The organism is Streptomyces sp. NPDC040410 (assembly GCF_055595715.1).
The window spans coordinates 56,309-75,766 of sequence record NZ_JBVIVK010000017.1; the positions used below are offsets into that span (position 1 = coordinate 56,309).

A 19,458-nucleotide genomic window follows, 5' to 3' on the forward strand; every position below is an offset into this window, starting at 1 on the left:
ACAACGGCTTTGGAACGCTAAAAGCGAGTACACAACTCCTCTGCAAGTCGGAGAGCCGCATGCCCCGCTCCAGCAAGAACCCCTCGTCCAAGGGCGGGCCGGTGACCCTCGCCATGGTCGCCGCCCGGGCAGGGGTCTCGATGCAGACCGTGTCCAACGCGATCAACTCGCCGGACATGCTGCGGCCCGAGACCCTGGAGCGGGTCCGCCGCGCGATCGACGAGATGGGCTACCGGCCCAGCCGGGCGGCGCAGACGCTGCGCAGCGGTTCGAGCAAGCTCATCGGCTACGGCATCCAGCCCACTCCGCCCGGCACTGCGGGCGCGGTCATGGACCGCTTCCTGCATGCCCTGTCGGATGCCGCCGACGAGGCCGGGTACCGGATCCTGTTGTTCGCCTCCCCGCCCGACAGTCCGAGCCTGGAGGGCTACGAGGAACTGCTGGCTCAGCACGAGGTCGACGGCTTCGTGCTGAGCGGCACCGAGCGCGGCGACCCGCGCCAGGCATGGCTGACGAAGCGGGGCGTGCCGTTCGTCGGCTTCGGCCGGATGTGGTCGGGACGGCCCCTCGGTGACTGGGTCGACGTTGACGGCGCCTGCGGCACTGATGCGGCGGTCGAGCACTTGGTCGCCCTCGGACATCGCAAGATCGCCTTCCTCGGTTGGGCGCGCGGCACCTCCAGTGCGGGTGACGACCGTGCCGAGGGCTGGCAGCGGGCCATGCGGCGGCACGGACTTCCGACCCGCGGCCGGCGCGGGCAGAGCAGCGTGAACGACATCGAGGCGGCGCGTGCCGGGGCGGAACCGCTGCTGGACGGCGGCGCGACCGCGGTCGTCGCAGCGAGCGACGTGCTGGCCCTCGGCTGCTACCAGACGCTGCGCGAGCGTGGCCTCGCCCCGGGCCGTGACGTCGCCGTGGTCGGCTTCGACGACTCGCCGACCGCCGAGCTGCTCTCGCCCGGCCTGTCCTCCGTCGCCCAGCCGCTGGAGGAGGTCGGCCGGGAGTGCGTACGACTGCTGCTGGCCCGGATCACGGCCCCTGACTCCCCGCCCGAGCGGCTCCTGCTTGAGCCGTCCCTGATCGTGCGCGACAGCGCCGGCGCGCCACTGTCCGCCCAGGCGTAACTCCCGGCCGACCGGCCTGCCTTCCCCCTGCGCGGTCGGCCCCACCCCACCTCGAAACGTTTCTTCTCCTCCACCCCCACACCCCTGGCCCACGCCTTCGTGTGCCCGGGAGGAGCCGCATGTACCACCCGCAACCCTCGGAGGAAGCAATGCCCAACCGTACGGCCGTCGCGGCCCTCGTCACCTGCGCGGCGCTCCTTGCCGCCACCGGCTGCTCGTCGAGTTTCGGCAGCGACAAGGAAACCACGCAGGACACCAGCTCCAAGCAGCACCTCACGGTGCTGATCGCCTCCTCCGGTGGCGCGGAGACCAAGGCCGTCAAGGATGCGGCAGCCGCCTGGGCCAAGCAGTCCGGCAACACGGTGACCGTGGAAGTGGCCAAGGACATCAACCAGCAACTCGCCCAGTCCTTCGCCGGGCACAAGCCGCCGGACGCCTTCTACGTCGACTCCAGCCAGTTCGCCAACTACGCCAAGGGCGGCTCCCTTTACCCGTACGGGGACCAGATCAAGGACGCCGACGACTTCTCCGCCCAGCTGCGCACCTCCTTCACCTACGACGGGAAGCTGGTGTGCCTGCCCAAGGACACGTCCACCCTCGCCCTGGCGGTTCTTCGAGTCGATCCCCCGGGAAGTGGAGGAGGCCGCCCGCGTCGACGGTGCCGGAGTCTTGCGAACCTTCTGGTCGATCGTCCTGCCCATGGCCCGCCCGGCCCTGATCACCCTGACCATCCTGTCCTTCCAGGGCTCGTGGAACGAGTTCACCCATTTCCTCGTGGCCACCCAGTCCAGCCAGTACGAAACCCTCACCACCGGCCTGGCCCGCCTCGTCTCCGGCGGCCTGGGCGGCGGCACCCAATACCCCCTCAAACTGGCCGCGGCCCTCCTGGCCACCCTGCCCGTGGCCGCGCTGTTCTTCTGCTTCCAGCGGTACTTCGTCCAAGGCGCCAACGCGGGTGCCGTCAAGGAATAGCCCACCGCGACGACCCTCCATCCGGACACGGCCCCGCGCAGACAGCCTCCGCGCTCACTCCGCCCCACCACAAGGCACGTGTGTCCAGCACGCCCCGTGATCCGCATCGGCCCGTCGGCGTAGCGCAGCACAGCACAGCACACCGGTGCCGGGCTCGTCTTGCGAGCTCGCGTTCGGTCATGCGGGTCTCGTAGGGACGGGAGACCCATCTCCTTTCACGCCCGCCCGGTCATCAAACGCCTCGTGGCGCACGGTGCCGTCCACGATCAGCACGGTGTCCTTGCGGAACTATTCGCGAGGCTGGAGCGCGAGCATCGGCCCGAGGTGGTCGATGATGCGGTCCGCTGCCGATTCCCAGGATCGTCGGCGCAGGACCGGGGCGCCGTCAGTAGGCACGGAGGGCCATGATGCTGGCCTCGCCCTTTTCAAGGCGGGAGAACAACTCTTGAAGGGAAGCCGGGCCCGCGTGGTCGAGGAGGAGCACCGCCTGCTTGGTGCCGTTTCGTTCGGCGGGGACGAAGTCGGTCACGATCTCGCGGCGTAGCAGGGTTACCCGGTCGCTATCCGCAGCGTCCGGGGAGAGACCTGCCAGGCGCTCGCGCCAGGCGTCCTGGCGGTCGGCCAGGTCGTCGGCAAGCACCTGCCGGGAGGCTGTGACGCTAACCGCGAGCCGGTCGCCCTTGCGCGTATAGCGGGCCGACATGTCGTGCGGCAGCAGGTAGAACACGCCCCCCTCACCCTCGTGTCCTCTGTTCCCCAGCATGCAAACCATGCGCTCACCGGGGTCCTGGGAAGTGAAGTCGACGCTGAGGAGCACCCCGACGTCGTCCGACCCGAATGGAGGAACCGCAGTGATCCACATGCACGCCGAGTCATCCATGACGGGCATCCAAACACACGGCACAGACAGACTTAGCACGGTCGGGCGGGAGTTCCGGCCACATCAGTGGCCGTTTGCAACTGATGTGGCCGGGTCGGAAACCGCGGCGCACACATGCATGAACCAACTTGACCGGCTCAGGAGCTGGCACAGAAGCGCAGGCGGGACCAGTTCCTCCAGCGCGGTCGGGACGCGCAGGAGATCTGGGAGCGAGAGGTCGCCGCTCCCGGCGGGTCGCTGCCGGGGGCGGTGCTCGATGTGCTGGAGGACGCGCCGAAGCGGGCGTTCTCGCCGAACGAGAAGTACGCGACGCTTCTGGAGTCGTGCGGTATGTTCCGGCCCCGCTCAACGGTGAGGATTCCCGAGCGCTGGGCGACGGCTCGGACCCAGTGGTGGAAGGCCGTCGCCGCGCTGCCGGCAAGCACGGAGTCTACCGTTCAGCCTTGGCGGTAGGCCTACTTCGCGGGTACGGTTGGCCGCGGTCTTACGAGGGCTTTCATCGGGACCTACTCTTGGGCGATGGGAAACTCCGAATTTCCGCCGGGAGTTGTGTTACCGGCCAAGGCGGCAGGCGGTTGGCGGCTGGTGTTCGTGCCCAGTCGGATCCGCGAGCTGGCCTTCCTCCTCGGCGGAGGCGTCATGCTCCCCTCGATGATCGCCGCTCCATTCCTGCTGGCCGCTCTGGTGGCTGCCCTGTTCTCGGGGAGCCCGTTCTTCTGGGGCATCCTGTGGATTCTCCTGGGGCTCACGGGCGTAGCTGTGACCGTGCTCATCGTGGGCCTGATGTGTATGGCGGCATCCACGATGGTGCGGTGGGTTGAGTTCCGCCCTGAGGGGATTCCCGCCCAGGTCGTGATCGTCCGCTTTGCGCGTTCGTCGACCATGGCCATGGCTGAGCTGCAGCGCGTTGTCGTCTTCGAGCAGCTGAGGCTGGGCCGGCGAACGTCGATCAAGGTGCTGCTGCACACCCGCAGCGGGACGGTGGAGTGCGCACCCGCGACAATCTCGCCGCTGTCCCGGGTCGACGCACACACGCTGGTCGACCGGCTGACCGAGCAACTGGGGCCGGCCGGAGTGGCGGTGGAAGGTCAGACAGAGAGCGTACGAAATTTCCTGTGCCCGGATGAGTGGTGGACGCCTTCCCACGTTGCCGATCTGTGGCAGGTGCCCGCCGGTGCGGTCGACGGTATAGCCGCTCAGCACAGTGTCAGAGGCTACACGTACACACCCCGGGCAGGCGCCATGTACAGCCCCAACAGTGCGGTCAGGGTCTACGATCCGGGGCGGGCCTACGAAGTCGCCGAAGAAGTCCGCGCGGAGCGAGCGGTCGACCAGGGCCTCGGAAGCGGGGCAGCACCGGGTCCAGCCGAGGATGGCAAACCGAATTGAACCATTGATGCACCACCCGCGGCCGGGCGTGACGGAGACCCCAGCGCCGACCGGGCGGTGCCGGCGGCTCGTGAGCCGGCGGCCGACCAACAATCCGGCTCTGGCGATGTCACGCGGGCGCAGGTCAGCCGGCGACGGGCCACGCGCGCAGCAGGGTGGCGATCCTCGCAGCTGTGCAGGCAGGGTCTCGCAGGAGGTCTCGCAGGCCGAGTGCGTCCTCACGGGTGGGTTTGAGCGGGATGCCGGAAGCTTCCAGGTACATCACGCCGGTCGCCGCGGCGACGGCCATATTGGAACGCTCCAGCCAGCGGCAGCGGCCGAGGATGTGCATCAGAGCCGCCGCGCGGGCGTACGGGCCGTCGTACACGGGCTGCTCCAGCAGTTCAGCCTTGTGGCATGCGACGGCAGCCACCGGTACGCCGAAGTCGTCGGGGGCTGGGTCTCCCGCTCCCGCGATCTCTGCGACCTGCAAGATCCAGGGGACGTCGATGTGCAGTTCCATTAGGCGGCGTGTGCCCCTGGCGTGTTCCGGTCGGCGTCTTCGGCCTCGTCGAAGATCTGCTGGTGCTCGTCGAGGAAGCGGCGAGCGGCGTCCAGGCCGCGCTGGCGCAGGCCGTCGGCATCCTCACGGACAAGGCGGGCAATATAGTCACCCAGGTCCAAGCCGCGGTCCTTGGCCCGTGCCTGGGCAAGTTTCTTGACCTCGGTGTCGACGCGCACGCCCAGCTGAGTCTTCGCCATACTCGTATGGTAACAGCTGTTACCAGCAGAGGGGAATACGCCCAGCCCCTCACATGACCCATTCCGTTGCTGTGCAAGACCTTGCGCAGGGCGTCGCCGGTGAAGTCGGCGAGTGTCTCGGTCGCCTGGAGCACCACGCCGCCCACGGCCAAGGGAACGACCCGTGAGAAGGCGCCGCGCGCGGTGAGCACAAAGGGGCCGCCGAGCCGTCGGCTCAGCTCTTCGGGGCAGACCGTGATCCAGGAGTAGCCGCGCCTCCCCAAGCGCTGGGCCGCCCCGGCCTGGTACGACTACCCGAAAACCGCGCCCTAACGCCCCTCCGGGTCGGCAAGCGCGCCATACCGCCACCGCTGCCGCCAGGTGGTCTTGAAGATGGGCCGACATCGGCCTACCGTGCACACGGCCGGACGGCGCCCCGCAGCCAAGCTCGTTGACGTTTCGCACGCCATGCCAACGATGCGCCACCACGCTCAGTCACCACCGAACGTGAGCCAGGGCCGTTCATTAGATACTCCCGAATCGGCCACACGACCAAGGCGGTTCTGGCCTACTGAGGGTGCTACGTCACCGGGATCTGATGAAGGAGTGCAGGAGTGAAGAGCAGTTGGGGCGGAGTTGGGGCAGATGGTGTCTGTGACGACCGGCGCTTTCTCGCCGTATGCGGAGAGGCAGGACAGCAGTTGTGAGTGACCGACACACAGAGCTTGTCGTATCCCCGGACAAGAGCCGGTTCGGCCGCGTGGCACTGGCAATCGTACCGGCGGTCATCCTGCCGGGCATCAGCATGACGCTCATGCTCGCGGGCGGGCGCGGCACCAGTGAAGGGTTCGGGGCGACGGCCGTACCGGCGGTCATCGTCCTCGTCGCTTTCCCCTTCCTGTGGTACGCGACCTACGCCGTCCTGCACACCATGAACACGTACGTGGCATTCGTGGACGGCGCAGTCCTGGTACGAAACTGGGCGCGCCGGCTGACCGTCATCGAAGGGCCCGGCTTCCTGACCCGGACTCATATCGACTCCAGCGGCATCGCCGGCGAGGTGCTCATCGTGGGTGACGACCATGCCGCCGTAATGCTCAATCCCCGGCAGTGGCGTGAAGCCGAACTCAACAGAGTGTGGCGTAAGGCGGCTCTTCAGGAGCAGCCCGGGGGCATGCCGACCCCCCGTGACCTTCGCAAGCGTTACCCGACCATCCGGATACCTCTCTACATCCGGCATCCCGGTATCATCTACACCTTCTGGACCATCCTCGTCATTCTCTACATCGGAGTGGTCGTCAACGTCTTCGCCCGCATCTGAAAGGGTGGCGAACCGGACGCAGACGAGGTGCCCCAAGGCCACAGTTCGGTGCCGAACTTCGCGGGGCGCCGGCTGCCGGAACGGCATGTGGAGCCGCTCAGGTCCTCGGTGATGCCGCGCCTGCGGCCTGCGTTGGCATCATCAGCAGCGGCCAGACGCTCATCGCGCGGGTTTCCGGCCGGAGAAATCTGTCACTGCGTCCCGCCGCCCGGACAACGCGCCCCTCCCCCGCCGCGACGCCGTGCGCGCTGAGAATGGAGTAGATCGCCGCGAGTACAGGAGCTGACCCAGCAGGAGCAGCAGCCAGCCTGCCGCGAAGGCGGGTCTGAAACTCAAAAGGGCCGTGCTTTCCGCGACGTTCGCGGGGAACACGGGCCTTCGCTGTGGGAGAGGAGTTACAGTGATCGCTGGCCGACCCAAGTGGGCGCCAGCGGAAGCTACTTGGTGTCTCGTGCGTGACAACGCCGTGGCTCCAGACCCAAGTGGTCCAGTGCCATGCGGCTGCGAAATGCGCGCGACCGGTCACTCCGTCACAAGCACGACCTCCAGCTTGCGTGCCCCGTTTCCACCACGCCATCGTCTCGCCGCGTGCGACGCTACCGGTGATCAACGTGGTGCTGGGGTTGTACTGCTGACGGTCCGTCGTGTTCGTCGACGCCAACAGCTCCCATGTCAACCGTCAGGTCGGGTTGAGCTTCCCGGGCTGAACACGATCATCCCAGAGGCGGCCGCCAACTTCCCTACCTGCGTGACGAATCGGGAGAGGCGGCTTACATATGAACTGGGACGAGGCGGTGCTGCCGTACGACGGGCGCCTCCCTCAGCGGGTCGGCATCCCCGTCGTGCATGAAGGGACCCCCGGGCTGATGGCGGATCCGGTGTTCGGCAACCATTCCCAACCAGGTCCCGGCCCGTCATCCGGATTCCCCCGTGGATTGCCTGTCTTCAGGCAGGGGTGAAGCGGACTCCCGAGGAGCAGAACGGGGAAGGCCGATTCGTTGTGGGGCGGATGGGGCCCGCAGCATGAACCACCCGCCGGGCGCGGCGGCCGCAACGGACCGCACACCATCCGCACCGCGCATGCGGTGCAGCAGTCGACGTTAATCACTGCCCTGCCGCCTACCGGGTGAGTCAGAAGTTGCTGAACACTTCGCGTAGGACCTTGTCGAGGCTGCGGGGGTCCGTGGCATCGTAGCTCCAACCGCCGGTGACGCGGGCGATCGCGGTGAGGGTCTCGTCGTCGGCTTCGTGACCGTAGGCGATGGCGAAGACCCGCACGGGGTAATCGTCGCCGTTGGCGTCGACATGGCGGCGCAGGGCATCGAGGTCGTTGTCGCGCTCCCATTCGTTGCGTCCGTCGGTGAGGACGACGAGGGCGGTGACGGTCCCGGGGCCGCTGTCGGCGGCGAGGACGTCGTAGGCGTCGCGAATAGTGGTGTAGAGCGCCGTGCTGAGCTCGGGTTGGAGGGCGTCGATGCGGGTGCGCAGGACCTTGGGGGCGAATGGGCCCAGGGCGGCCTCCTCGGTGTGGGCGTTGTCGCCGGTCCTGCGGTCGCCGGAGAACGACCACAGGCCGACCCGGTCCTGAGCCTGGAACAGGTCGAGGGAGCGTTTGGCCGCCGTCTTGGCCAGGTCGAGCTTGGTACGGCCGGGTTTGGGAGTGGCGGACTTGTCGAAGGGATCTTCACCCATGGAAGCGGAGACGTCGAGGGCGATCAGCACCTGGGCGGGTTTGCGCAGGGACTTCCATGAATCCTGAACTCTGGCCAGTACTTTGGGGGCCGCCTCGGGAAGAGCGGTGACCCGGGTGTCGGAACGCAGACCGGAGGCAGCGGCGAGGGCGGGGTCAAGCCTGCCGTCGGCGCCGCGGAAGCCCGCTTCGCGGAACTCGTTCTGCTGGTCCGGCTCGAGCAGGTAGCGCAGGAAGTCGTGGGCCGCTAGGCGTTGGGGGGCGCTGGCGGTGGACAGGACGGCGTAGGGGTGGTCGGAGACGAAGGTGCCGTCAGTGGGGTAGAGCGGGACGAGGGGGACCTTGGGGTGGAAGGCCTCCGGCTGGGTCGTATCGCCGTCCGGCCGGCCTTGGTTGTAGTCGTGGACCGACTTCTCCTCCACCGCCACGGCACTGACGTAGTTCATGGCCTGGCCTCTCTGGTCGGCGAGGGCGAGGTTGGTCAGGAAGGCAAGGCTGGTCTCGCCGTAGTGCACCACCGACCGTTCGACACGGGCCAGATCGGCACGGACCGCCGGGTCGTCGACGGCGGTCTCGTTCAGCGGCAGACCGTGTTCGGTGGCGGAGGCCATGTAGGTGGCCAGCGTGGCCAGCAGCCCGGAGGTGGAGTAGTCGGGGTTGGTCTTGCCGAGCTTGACCGGTCCCCATTCGGGGTGGCCCCTGGAGGCCCACCACTGCGGGTCGCCCGACATCCGGATCAGGTCGCTCCAGCTGATCCGACCGCCCAGGGCGGCGGCCATGGGTTGGGGCATCGCCAGCACCAGCGGGGTCTTGACGATTGACGGCAGGCGACCGCCGCGGTCGGTGTTGACCACCTTCAGCGGCAGGTCACGCTGGGCCTGCAGCCGCAGCCACACCGACGACGCCGGGCTGATCACTGCCGGTGCCTCATGTCCGCGATGCTCGTCGGCGCTCCAGGGGCTTTCCAGCGCGGCGGCGAGGTCACCGGAGGGCTCGGCGAACACGTCGATGTCCGCGCACCGCCCGGCGAACAGTCGCCGACTGCTGTTGTACTTCGCCGCGAGACGGGCCATTACGTGCTGTTTGTCTGGTGAGACCGCGATGGACACCGAGATCGGGGGCGAGCCGCACGACCCGTACGTGACTGTGGGGTCGTCCGCGTCGCTGGCCGTCGCACCGGGACGCACGATCAGGTATGCCACGAGGACGACGGCGAGACCCGAGGCGACCGCGGCCACATAGGACAGCCGTAGCCGCCGGATGAGACGGTGGAGCGGCGTGGGTGTCTCCACGGTGGTTACCTCTCCGAGTCGGTCCGGGGCGGCGTGCCGCCCACGATGCTGACGCCGTAGACCACCCCGAAGGTCACCAGCGTGGTCATGACGGCGGGGACGGCGGTGTGCGCGGTCATGCCGACGACCGTGCCTCCACCGAGGCCCAGTACGACCGCGGTGCCGACGGCCCATGGGTCGGCGTACCGCCGTGGGCGGGACGGGTGTCGCGACGGCTTCGGTGCGGCACTTTCCGGTGCGGGCGGTGCGGCCTGTTCCCGAGCGGCGTCCGGTGCGGCCGAAGCGGCCGGTTCCGGGCCGGCCGGTGCGGTCTGTTCCGGCGCGGGGGCGCCGGTCACCAGGACCTGGAGCATCCGGTGGACGTCGTCGACGACGAATCCTCCCGGCACCCGAGTGAAAGGCTTGCCGTCTGCGCCGCTTCCAGGCACCGTCATGCCTTCGGCTCTCAGTACCGCGAGCGTGGTGAGAAGCGCGATGACCTCTCCGCAGTCGTAGCCGTCATCGTCGCTGCGCCGCAGAAGGCCGAACGGTGTGTCCGCGAGCGGGGCGTACTCTCCCGGTGCGGCCTCATGGACCGGTGAGGCCTCATGGACCGGTGAGGTCTCGGGCGCAGCCGCGGGGGCCGGAGAAGCGGCCGACATTCCCGGAGGGACCCGCTCACTGACACCGACGGGTGACTGCTCGGAGGCCGGTCCTGTCGCACTGGCCTGTTCATACCGGCCGGCGCGTGTCCGGAGCCACCGAAATGGAGCTGGCGCCCACCAGTTCCACCGGCCCATCAACGTCATGCTGGCCGGCACGAGCACGCAGCGCACGAGGGTCGCGTCGATGACGACCGCGGCGGCGAGGCCGAGGCCGACCTGTTCGACGCCACCGATCGTCGCCGCCGAGAAACTGGCGAACACCATCACCATCAGCAGGCCCGCCGACGTGATGATGCGGCCGGTGTGCTGGAGCGCGCGGCGTACAGCCGTGTCCGTGTCGTCCCCGGCGCCGACGTATTCGACGACCCGGCCCAGGAGGAACACCTCGTAGTCCAGGGACAGCGCGAACGCGAAGGACACGACGATGACGACGGTGAACGGTTCGAAGGCGGGGACGGTGCCGACCCGTAGCACGTCGGCCAGCCAACCGTCGACGAAGACCTTGTTCATGATGCCGAGGGTGGCCCCGAGCGACACCACATTCGTCAGGACCGCCTTGACCGGGATGACGACCGACCCGGTCATGGCGAAGAGCAAAATGACCGTGGCCAGCAGGGTCAGGGTGATGGCGGTCGGCAGCCCGTCGAGGATCCTGTCCTTGATGTCGATCAGTACCGCTGCAGGACCCGTGACCCAGGACGCCGTAGCTGGTGGCCGGTCGGCGCGGAGCCGGCGTACGACGTGCTGCGCGTCCGCCCCGCGTGCGTCGCCGCGTACGGCGACGTCGACGGCCGCCAGGTCAGCGCCTATTCGCCGGGCAGCGGCGATGCCGGTCACGGCCGGGTCACCGCGCCAGCGCGCGGCCCAGGCGTCCAGTGTGGACGGATCGGTTCGCGCCACGACCGTGACGGCCTCGTCGTCGGGCCGCCCGAACCGGGTCGCCAGCGGCTCCGTGATGTGGGCGCCCTCGACTCCGGAGGGCAGGCTCGAAAGGCGGGGCAACGCGATTTTCGTCTCCAGCGCCGGCATGGCAGCCACCATGAGAAGGGCGAGTGTCGCGAACGTCACCGTCAGCGGCCGGCGCTGAACGAGCAGAGCCAGCCGCTCGAACACGCCGGCGCGGTGGGCCGCGTGCCTGCTGCGACGCGCCTTGGGCCGGATCCATGGCCCGAGCAGGCTCAGCAGGGCGGCGGTCAAGGTCAGCGTTACCAGCACCGCCACCAATGCGACGGACACGCCGGCCGCGCCGACCGCGGCTATCGGTGGTATGTCGATGGTCAGCAGTCCGGCGAGTGCGGTGGCTACCGTCACCCCGCTGAACAGGATGGTGCGGCCGGCACCCGCCCACGCCCGTTCGACTGCGTCCTGGCGTGTACGGCCATCCAGCAGTTCCTCGCGGTAGCGGCCGATCAGCAGGAGGGCGTAGTCGATGGACAGACCGAGCCCCAGCAGTGACGTCACGAGCATGGCATGGCTGTCGACCACGACGACTCTGCTGAACCCGAGCAGGACGGTCATCGTGGATGCCACCGACACGATCGCCGCGACCACCGGCAGGCCCGCCGCTGCCAGTCCCCCGAACACCACGATGAGCACGAGCAGCGTCAGCGGCAGCGAGAATCCCTCGGCCCGTGCCAGATCGTTCCCGATGGTCTGCGACGTCTGACGTTCGACCGCGAGCCTGCCTCCGACCCGGACGGCGGCGCCGGGTTGGCCCTTCGTACGCAGTTGGTCGGCGAGGCGGTGCAACCGGTCGGTGACCGCACTGACCGCGTCCGCACGCGCTGTACCTTCGACCCGGGCGACGGTGACGACGACGAGGAGGCCGCGACGGTCGCTGGACCTGTAATTCGCCTCCGTGCCCGGCGAGCCCGGAGCGTAAGGGGTCCGGACATTCCTGACGTCGCCTCGGCGACGGAGGTCGGCCGCGGCCCTGTCCACGGCTGACCGAACCTTGACCGAGTCGGGGTCCACCCGGTCTACCAGGCCGACCACTTCACCGCTGCTGCCGGTTGCGGACTCCAGCGCCTCGTAGCCCTGATTGGACTCCACGCTTCCCGGTGAGCCGCTCGGGGCCAGCGCCTTGCCCAACGGCCCGGCTGCCAGGCCGCCGGCGACGACCGCCACCAGCCATACCGCCACCACGACCCAGGGTCCCCGGAAACACCAACGCCCGAGTCGGGTAAGCCCACTCGCCACCAGTCCCACGGACAGTGCTCCTACTCTCGCGCGCGGATGGACGGGCTGGCGCGCCGGACTCACCCGGCAGTACGCGGCCTTCGGGTGGTGCTGATGTGTGCCGCCTGCTCGTTTCAGGCGCCGACGGCCGGGTCAGGCTGGTTCAGCCATGCAGGGCGATCACGACATGCACAAGGAACGCAAGGGCGGCTAGGAATGCGATCGCCAGAATCCAAACAACGATCTTCGGCGGTTTGCGTCCATCGTCGGCCATGGGTCAGACACCTTCTTCCTGGCGTACGGGGTCAATCTTCCTGGCGTGCGGGGTCAATGGGTCGCCAGGCGGCTGTGGAAGGTGTCGAAGACAGCCGCCGGAGGCGCCCGGACCTCCCCACGAACGGCACGGCGGCCAACCGGCGGTGTGCATCCGGGCTCCGCCTTCTGATGGACACGAAGCGTTCTCGCCTGATGTTGCAGGAGACTTGCGGCGAACGTGAGGCGATCGAAGGCGAACACCATGTGCCCTGATCGCCGTGGAGCGAGTGATGTTCCGCACCTTCGGAGCGTCAGCCCGCCGAACCATGTGCGGATCAGCACTCATGGGCGGCGTGACCGGCATCGAGATAGGCAAGGGAACCTTCTTCTACATGGCGGTGGATGCGTGTATTTACTTGCGCAACGAGTGTTGTTCAACTCGTGGGTGAGGGTCAAGTGACAGGTTTGCGGAATGTGTTCGCTACGGAACTGTTGGCCTGAAGTGTTCGGAACGAGAGACGAATACGGCGGTTGCGGCCTGGTCGCCGACCTCGGGCTCGACGTACGGACAAGGCGTCAACCGGGCAGTCCGGTGACGGAGTCGGGCGTGCGGCGGCCGCGCATCGTGGCGACGAGCGCCTCGCCGTGCGGTGGATGTTCGGGACGATGCCGCAGGCGTACGGGTTGGCGTCGACGAAGAGCGGCACCATGTCGATCACGACCAGCGCCGTGCGAGCGGGCTCGAGGCTCCTGCAGGCGAACCGGCGGCCGCGTCGTTCCTTCTGACGCTGGTACTCCCGGTCGTCGATGCGCCGCTCATGGATGCTCGTCTCGGTGTCGGGCACAACCGGGCACCTGTCAGTCGTGGTCCGGGTGGAGGCGCAGGTTGGTGCCGGAACGCCCGATGTCCAGGTCCAGGATCGCGGTCAGCGTAGTGCCGCTGTTCCAGAAACCGAGCAGGTTGACATCGATGAGCGTCAGGTGCTGCCGAGCGGCGAATTTGCGGGCGGGATCGGTGAATACGCAGGAGGCGACGAAGACTGGGACGTCGGCGCCGTGTTCGGCGCGGGCGGTGCCGTTGAACGTCTGGATATCGCGACTGCCTACCGTGCGGTGTTTCGCATAGCGCTTGCACTGAATGACGATCTTCCGCCCGTCGGGCAAGCGACCGATCACGTCGGCGCCCAGGTCGCCGGCACCGCCGACTCGCTTCACGTCGGTGCAGCCGTCGCGGCGGCACAGTTCAGCGATGTATTCCTCGAACTCGCGGTCGTCCATTGCCCAGACCGCCTCCAGCGAGCGACGCGCCCGCCGCCGCTCTTCTTCGGCGAGCCGTGCTTTCTCGGCCAGTGCTTCGCGTCGCCCGGCGCGTACCAGACCCGTGACGACGACCACCATGACCACAACGGCTAAAGCGACCAGCAACACTGTCCCCATGCCTTCTTGCCCCTCCCCTATTGCGGCGGTGTGCCGCCTTGTTGCTCCCCATCAAGCGTCGGATCTATCCGGTGAGGTCGGCCAGGTCGAAGGTGCCTTGTTCCACGGGGTGAGCTCGACGCCGAAGCCGGTGTGGTCGCCGTTGTGTAGGTGGACGAGCTTTCCGGCGACGCGCACGGTGTCGCCGATGCGGAACGCTCCGGTGTAGGCACCGAGGTAGGAGCGCAGGTGCGTGATGCGGCGGGCGAAGCCGTCCGGCTCGTCAACGGTCACGGCCAGGATCGTGACGACCTCCACCCCGTACAGGGCCGGGGTGGACAGCCCCTGCTCGTTTGAGACCGCTTTCAGGCTCGCCGGGCGGCTTCGTATCGCCACCGCGCATGAGATGCATGGAGGGACGATCGGCCCGGTTCGCAGTATTTTGAGCACATGGGCATTGGGGTGCGGGTGAGCGGGGTGACGGGTATTCCAGCTGATGTGACCGTCTTCATTGGTCGGCAAGCAGAGGTTGCCGAAGTCAGGCGGCTGCTCTCGATATCACGTCTGGTCACCCTGACGGGAGCAGGGGGCGTAGGAAAGACGCGTCTGGCTCTGCGGGTGAGCACCGCGACGGCTCGGGCCTTTCCCGCTGGTGTCTGCTTCGTGGAACTGGCCAGTCTGCGCGACGCGCGACTGCTTGCGCAGAGCGTGGCCGCCGCACTCGGTCTTCAGAACCAGTCCGGCCGTGCTGCTGTCGATGCGATCGTTGACCATGTTCGCGGCAGAAGATTGCTGCTGGTCCTCGACAATTGCGAGCACCTCGCCTTCGAATGTGCACAGATCGTCGACGTGCTATTGCGAGCCGCACCGGGCCTGCGGGTGCTGACAACCAGCCGGCATGTCTTGGGAATCACCGGGGAGCATGTATTCAGAGTGCCTCCCCTGGAGGTGCCGGACCCGGATCGCCGGCACTCTGTCGAAGACCTGCTTCAGTACCAGTCCGTCACCCTGTTCGAGCAGCGTGCCGGCGCCGTCCTGCCTGGCTTCCAAATCACGCCTGACAATGCGACGGCTGTAGGCCAACTGGTGTACCGCCTGGAGGGGCTTCCCCTGGCGATCGAACTCGCCGCGGCCAGGATGCGGACGCTTACCGTGCGGGAAATCCTTGCACGGCTTGATGATCGCTACGCACTGCTTACGCAGGGCAGCCGCGCTGCTCTCCCCCGACACCGGACCCTGCGCGAGCTGATGGACTGGAGCTATGCACTCTGCTCACCGCACGAGCGCACGCTGTGGGCTCGGATGTCGGTCTTCTCGGATGGGTTCGATCTTGAAGCCGCGGAGGCCGTATGCGCAGCCGGCGACGTGCCAGAGCAGGGAATGGTCGAGCTCGTGCACGGCCTGGTCGAGAAGTCGATCCTGATCAGGACGGAGCACGGTGACCGAGCCCGGTACCACATGCTGGAGGCCGTCCGTGAGTACGGGCAGGACAAGCTGACCGAAGTCGGGGCCCTCAAGGAATTCCGTCGCCGCCACCGTGATCATTACCTCGACCTGACCGCACGGGCCGAGGCGGAGTGGTTCGGTCCGCAGCAGGTCACCTGGTTCACCCGGCTGAGAATTGAACATTCAAATCTCCGCACGGCTTTGAAGTATTGCCTCGACACGCCAGGCGAGGCAGAGACGGGTATGGCGCTGGCAGTAGCACCGCGCTACTACTGGATAACTGTCGGCTCACTGAGCGAAGGACGTCATTGGCTCGGCCGCCTGCTGGAGGCCGAAACAAGAGAAAGCGAATGGCGTACCGCGGCACTGGGAATGTATGCATTCCTCGGCATCATGCAGGGCGACATCGAAGCGCAGACACCACTGCTGGCCGAGTACCGCCAGACGGCTATAAGATCCCAGAATGCCTCCGCCCTGGCCTGGCACCAGCATCACCTGGCCCTGAGTGCGACATTCCGCGGTGAACTTCCCGGCGCAGCAGCACTGTTCGAGGACGCCGCTGCACGGCATCGCAAGCTGGGCGACCTCGCCGGCGCCACGGAATGCATGTTCAAGCGAGCCATAATTCTCTGCCTGCTCGGAGACTTCGAGCGCGCCCTGGCCCTGAGCCGCGAATGCCAGACGATCACCGCCCAGCACGGAGAGTCCTGGATCAGGGCGGACAGCCTGTTCACCGAGAGCTTCGTCCGGTGGCAGAGCGGGGACCGCAGTGCAGCGGACCTGCTGGCCCGGGAGGCCATCCATCTGCTGCGGCCCCTCAACGACCGGTGGGGCATCGCCCTGTGTGTGGAACTGGCGGCATGGAGCGCGGCGGCAGCCGGCAACCCCGAGCGCTCTGCCCATCTGCTGGGAATCCTCAAGTCCCTCTGGGAAGCAATCGGCGGCACACTCTTCGCAGCACCTTTCATGGTGGAACCCCATGAAAAGTGCGAGAGGGATGTTCGTGCGGCACTGAAAGGAAAGAAATTCGACTTCGCCTTCCAGCGCGGCGCCGGCTTCACGTCCGAGGCGGCACTTGACTATGTGCTTGAAGCCCAGTCTCCGGCTCCGCCGTCAAGCGGCGACAAAAAGGAGAAAGCAATCACGCTGACCCGCAGGGAACAACAAGTGGCGGAGCTTGTCGCCCTCGGCATGAGCAACAAGAACATTGCCGCGCAGCTCGTCATCGCCCAGCGCACGGCAGAGAACCACATCGCGCGAATCCTGGTGAAACTCGGACTCACCTCCCGGTCCCAGCTCACGGCATGGATGCATCAAAACGACACATCATCGGGTTCTTCAGCGACGAAGTAAGTGCTCACGAATACTTCGCTCCGTTCGGACACCGCCATCCCGACCTCTCCAGCTTGAGTAGTTCCACGGACCACTCAGGCGGACGCGACGCAAAATGGTCGCCCAAGGCCACCACCATGCGAGGCGGTCACGCCGGGTACTCCGGCAGCCATTGGTCAGCCGTGCCGATGTGAGGTACGCCGGAGCTGGCACAGCATCGGCCAGGCAGCGCCCTTCGGATGCCCAATTCGAGGACCGGGCACCAGGCCGGACGGCGTCCGCCGCTGTTTCAGGCTCTCCCCGGAGGGGAGCGTGGAGGTCACCCACGTGTCCGTCCCGGGAGACGGCACGCCGCGAGCCTACCGACCCGACGCGTCCGCCGAAGCGTTTGCCGGCCGCGCCGGATTCGGCGCCGCGACCCGCGAGCGTACCCTTGGCTCCCTGTGATCGCACCGCCGTGGCGCGGCTCGCGCCAGCCGTCAGGCCACGATGGGGCGGATGCCGGGCGTGGTCGTCTCGTGTGCGCGGGTCGTCATGAGCTGGCGCAAGGCCTGCTCGGCGGCGGCGTCGGCCGGGGTCACGGCGATCAGGCACTGGTCGGAGTCATCCTGGATCGCCAGCACGTCGTAGCAGACGGTCAGTTCGCCGACGGCCGGGTGCCTGATGCGTTTGGTGCCGTGGGAGCGCTGCTTGACGGTGTGGTCGTCCCACCAGGCCGCGAACTCCGCACTGCGCGCGCAGAGTTCGTCGATCAGCGCGCGCAGGGCCCTGTCGCCAGGATGGCGTGCGAGGGTGGCACGCAGGTTACCGACCGTCTCGCGGGCGATGCACACCCAGTCCAGCTGCGCCTGACGCACCCGCGGGACGAGGAACAGCATCCGGGCGACGTTGGCCGCCTCCCCCGTGCCGAAGTCCTCGCCGAACAGCGCGGCGGCGGCCGCGTTGCGGCCCAGGACGTCCAGACGGAAGTCGACGACGTAGGCGGGCAGCAGCGGCATGCCGGCCAGCAGTACACGCAGGGAGTCGGCCACCGGCGACGACACGTACCGCGCCACCGGGGCCTGTCCTCGAGCGATCAGATGCAAGTGCTGGCGCTCCGCAGGTGACAGCCGCAGGGCCTCGGCCAGCGCGTCCAGGACGGCAGCGCCCGGGGCCCCCACCCGGCCCTGCTCGAGCCGGATGTACCAGTCGACGCTGAGCGCGGCGAGCTGGGCGACCTCCTGTCGCCGCAGTCCGGGCGTCCGGCGCCGACCCGCGTGCGGCAGACCGACGTCCGTCGGCTGCAACCGGGCCCGCATCGCACGCAGGAAACGGGCCAGCTCCGGGCGCTGGGGTGTCGGACGATTCGCCACGTCCGCCATGTTCGGCAACCGCGCCGTGTCTGTCCACCCGCCAGCGTGGCACTGTGCGCACCAGCATCCGAAGAGCCTTCCCACGCCCAGTGCGGCCCCCGACAGTGGATTGCGCACCCCAACGGACAGGAAGACTTCATGAACAAGCGGACATGTGCCGTCGCGGCATCGACGGCCGTTCTTGCGATCACAACGGGCCTGGGCACCGCCACCGCCGACGCGCACGGCTCCCGCGTGGGCTCCGGTCGCGATGGCGGCTTCGGCTACACCGCGGTACGCAAGGGCGTTCCGGACGGCGTCGCGAGGTTCACGGTGACCAGCCCAGACCTGCGCGACGGCGGCGCCTTCCCGGCCGACACCTGGGCGAACGCCTTCGGCTGCACCGGCGGCAACCGGCAGGTCCGGCTGTCTTTCAACGGCGCACCCAAGGAAACCCGGAGCTACGCGGTGACCATGTTCGACAAGGACGCCCCCACGGGTTCCGGCTTCTGGCATTGGCTGACCTGGGACATCCCCGCCGGTACCACCTCGCTCGGCACCGAGCCGCCGGCCGGCTCGATCTCCGGAACCGACGACGCAGGCATGACCGGCTACGTCGGCCCCTGCCCGCCCAGCGGCGACATCGCCCACCGCTACCAGATCACCGTGTACGCCCTGGACACCCCCAGCCTGAACCTGGCCGCCGACACACCCGCTGCCGTGACGGCATTCACCCTGTCCCGTCACGTCATCGGTTACGCACGGCTCACCGCCTACGCCCAGCGGGTCTGACAGCTTCAACCCGTTCCCGTATGTGTCGGCGGCGAGTTGGCCGGTTTCGGCGGACTGCTTCGGGAAGATCAGAAATAGCAACTCGATGGCTGCAGTCGTCAACCACCGATGGCAGCAGACGGCGGGACCGGGCTCTCGCCGGCCGTACCTTCGTCGCCCGCGTGGCCCGGCGGTCGAGTGTGCCGCGATAGCTGCTTGGTGGGACGCCGACATGGTGCTTGAACAGGATCCGCAGATAGGCCGGAGTTCCCAGCCCGGACAGCGTGCCACGAACTCCAGGGGCGCGTAGGAGACTTCGAGCAGTTCTCGTGCGCGGTCGAGGCGAGCGCCCGGAAAACATGTGCGGTTCCACGGTTGTTGCCGGATAGTCGCGAGCCGGCGCGGCGGTCTCCTGCCAGTGCGTGGTGGCGCGTCGGCCGTCGAGCAGGCCCGCGGCGGCGAGCACGAAAGCGCCGGTGCAGATGTCGACCATGCGGGCACCCCGGGCAGCGGCCGTGACCAGGGCGGCACGTACCGACTGCGATGGCGTGGCCGGACATGCCTGGCCGGGCACGACGACCGAGGATGGCAGCGTCGGCCAGCCCAGCCTGTGTCACGACTGTCTCAGCATGCAGCCATCCCCGGATGTGCCGCGGCACCGGCCCCCATCCCCGGGCGCCGCGACACATCGGACTCT

Annotated in this window: 17 protein-coding genes and 1 pseudogene; 7 read left to right on the forward strand and 11 right to left on the reverse strand. The window is 67.9% G+C overall.

The window, feature by feature from the left end; all coding sequences use genetic code 11:
* Window positions 1–59 precede the first annotated feature (59 nt).
* From ACZ562_RS28805 to ACZ562_RS28815, 3 genes and pseudogenes are all read left to right on the forward strand, one after another.
* Window positions 60–1,124, forward strand: a complete 1,065-nt coding sequence (locus ACZ562_RS28805) for a LacI family DNA-binding transcriptional regulator (RefSeq protein WP_471184897.1) — start codon at window positions 60–62, stop codon at window positions 1,122–1,124.
* A gap of 149 nt (window positions 1,125–1,273) precedes the next feature.
* Window positions 1,274–1,672, forward strand: a pseudogene (locus tag ACZ562_RS28810) (extracellular solute-binding protein); the annotation flags it as partial.
* Window positions 1,673–1,793: 121 nt separating this feature from the next.
* On the forward strand, window positions 1,794–2,096 hold the full coding sequence (locus ACZ562_RS28815) for an ABC transporter permease subunit (protein WP_471184899.1): 303 nt from the start codon (window positions 1,794–1,796) through the stop codon (window positions 2,094–2,096).
* Window positions 2,097–2,481: 385 nt separating this feature from the next.
* Here the strand turns inward: ACZ562_RS28815 and ACZ562_RS28820 are convergent, their stop codons facing one another.
* Together ACZ562_RS28820 and ACZ562_RS28825 are read right to left on the reverse strand one after the other, a co-directional pair.
* On the reverse strand, window positions 2,482–2,823 hold the full coding sequence (locus ACZ562_RS28820; RefSeq protein WP_471184901.1) for a hypothetical protein: 342 nt from the start codon (window positions 2,821–2,823) through the stop codon (window positions 2,482–2,484).
* A gap of 290 nt (window positions 2,824–3,113) precedes the next feature.
* On the reverse strand, window positions 3,114–3,401 hold the full coding sequence (locus ACZ562_RS28825; RefSeq protein ID WP_471184904.1) for a hypothetical protein: 288 nt from the start codon (window positions 3,399–3,401) through the stop codon (window positions 3,114–3,116).
* 94 nt (window positions 3,402–3,495) lie between these two features.
* Between ACZ562_RS28825 and ACZ562_RS28830 the strand changes: the two genes are divergently transcribed.
* Window positions 3,496–4,365, forward strand: a complete 870-nt coding sequence (locus tag ACZ562_RS28830) for a hypothetical protein (protein WP_471184906.1) — start codon at window positions 3,496–3,498, stop codon at window positions 4,363–4,365.
* 124 nt (window positions 4,366–4,489) lie between these two features.
* Here ACZ562_RS28830 and ACZ562_RS28835 read toward each other — a convergent pair whose 3' ends face one another.
* Both ACZ562_RS28835 and ACZ562_RS28840 read right to left on the reverse strand, forming a co-directional pair.
* Window positions 4,490–4,867 (reverse strand): fic family toxin-antitoxin system, toxin component, encoded by a 378-nt coding sequence (locus ACZ562_RS28835; protein WP_471184908.1) that lies wholly within the window; start codon window positions 4,865–4,867, stop codon window positions 4,490–4,492.
* Window positions 4,867–5,106 (reverse strand): hypothetical protein, encoded by a 240-nt coding sequence (locus ACZ562_RS28840; protein WP_471184910.1) that lies wholly within the window; start codon window positions 5,104–5,106, stop codon window positions 4,867–4,869. Before ACZ562_RS28840 ends, ACZ562_RS28835 begins: the two co-directional genes overlap by 1 nt.
* Window positions 5,107–5,845: 739 nt before the next feature.
* Between ACZ562_RS28840 and ACZ562_RS28845 the strand changes: the two genes are divergently transcribed.
* A complete protein-coding gene (locus ACZ562_RS28845; protein WP_471184913.1) occupies window positions 5,846–6,406 on the forward strand; it encodes a hypothetical protein in 561 nt (186 codons plus the stop codon).
* 1,131 nt (window positions 6,407–7,537) lie between these two features.
* On the opposite strand, the gene ACZ562_RS28850 is transcribed toward ACZ562_RS28845, so the two are convergent.
* From ACZ562_RS28850 to ACZ562_RS28870, 5 genes are all read right to left on the reverse strand, one after another.
* A complete protein-coding gene (locus tag ACZ562_RS28850) occupies window positions 7,538–9,388 on the reverse strand; it encodes a substrate-binding domain-containing protein (protein ID WP_471184915.1) in 1,851 nt (616 codons plus the stop codon).
* A 5-nt stretch (window positions 9,389–9,393) separates the two neighbouring features.
* Complete coding sequence (locus ACZ562_RS28855; RefSeq protein WP_471184917.1) at window positions 9,394–12,177, reverse strand: MMPL family transporter; 2,784 nt, start codon at window positions 12,175–12,177, stop codon at window positions 9,394–9,396.
* A 740-nt stretch (window positions 12,178–12,917) separates the two neighbouring features.
* Window positions 12,918–13,310, reverse strand: a complete 393-nt coding sequence (locus tag ACZ562_RS28860; protein WP_471184919.1) for a hypothetical protein — start codon at window positions 13,308–13,310, stop codon at window positions 12,918–12,920.
* Window positions 13,311–13,323: 13 nt separating this feature from the next.
* Window positions 13,324–13,902, reverse strand: coding sequence for a restriction endonuclease (locus tag ACZ562_RS28865; protein ID WP_471184921.1), 579 nt, complete (start codon window positions 13,900–13,902; stop codon window positions 13,324–13,326).
* Between the two features lie 51 nt (window positions 13,903–13,953).
* Window positions 13,954–14,277, reverse strand: a complete 324-nt coding sequence (locus tag ACZ562_RS28870) for a hypothetical protein (protein WP_471184924.1) — start codon at window positions 14,275–14,277, stop codon at window positions 13,954–13,956.
* Window positions 14,278–14,331: 54 nt separating this feature from the next.
* Here ACZ562_RS28870 and ACZ562_RS28875 point away from each other — a divergent pair, with 54 nt between their 5' ends.
* A complete protein-coding gene (locus tag ACZ562_RS28875; protein ID WP_471184927.1) occupies window positions 14,332–16,680 on the forward strand; it encodes an ATP-binding protein in 2,349 nt (782 codons plus the stop codon).
* 458 nt (window positions 16,681–17,138) lie between these two features.
* On the opposite strand, the gene ACZ562_RS28880 is transcribed toward ACZ562_RS28875, so the two are convergent.
* Entirely contained in the window at window positions 17,139–18,011 is an 873-nt protein-coding gene (locus ACZ562_RS28880) for a helix-turn-helix transcriptional regulator (protein ID WP_471184929.1), read from the reverse strand.
* A 138-nt stretch (window positions 18,012–18,149) separates the two neighbouring features.
* On the opposite strand from ACZ562_RS28880, the gene ACZ562_RS28885 reads away from it, so the two are divergent.
* Window positions 18,150–18,782 carry a YbhB/YbcL family Raf kinase inhibitor-like protein gene (locus tag ACZ562_RS28885; protein WP_471184932.1) on the forward strand — a complete coding sequence of 211 codons (633 nt, stop codon included), beginning with the start codon at window positions 18,150–18,152 and terminating at the stop codon, window positions 18,780–18,782.
* Here ACZ562_RS28885 and ACZ562_RS28890 read toward each other — a convergent pair.
* Window positions 18,757–19,335, reverse strand: a complete 579-nt coding sequence (locus ACZ562_RS28890; protein ID WP_471184934.1) for a DJ-1/PfpI family protein — start codon at window positions 19,333–19,335, stop codon at window positions 18,757–18,759. The genes ACZ562_RS28885 and ACZ562_RS28890 overlap by 26 nt on opposite strands.
* Between the last annotated feature and the right edge of the window lie 123 nt (window positions 19,336–19,458).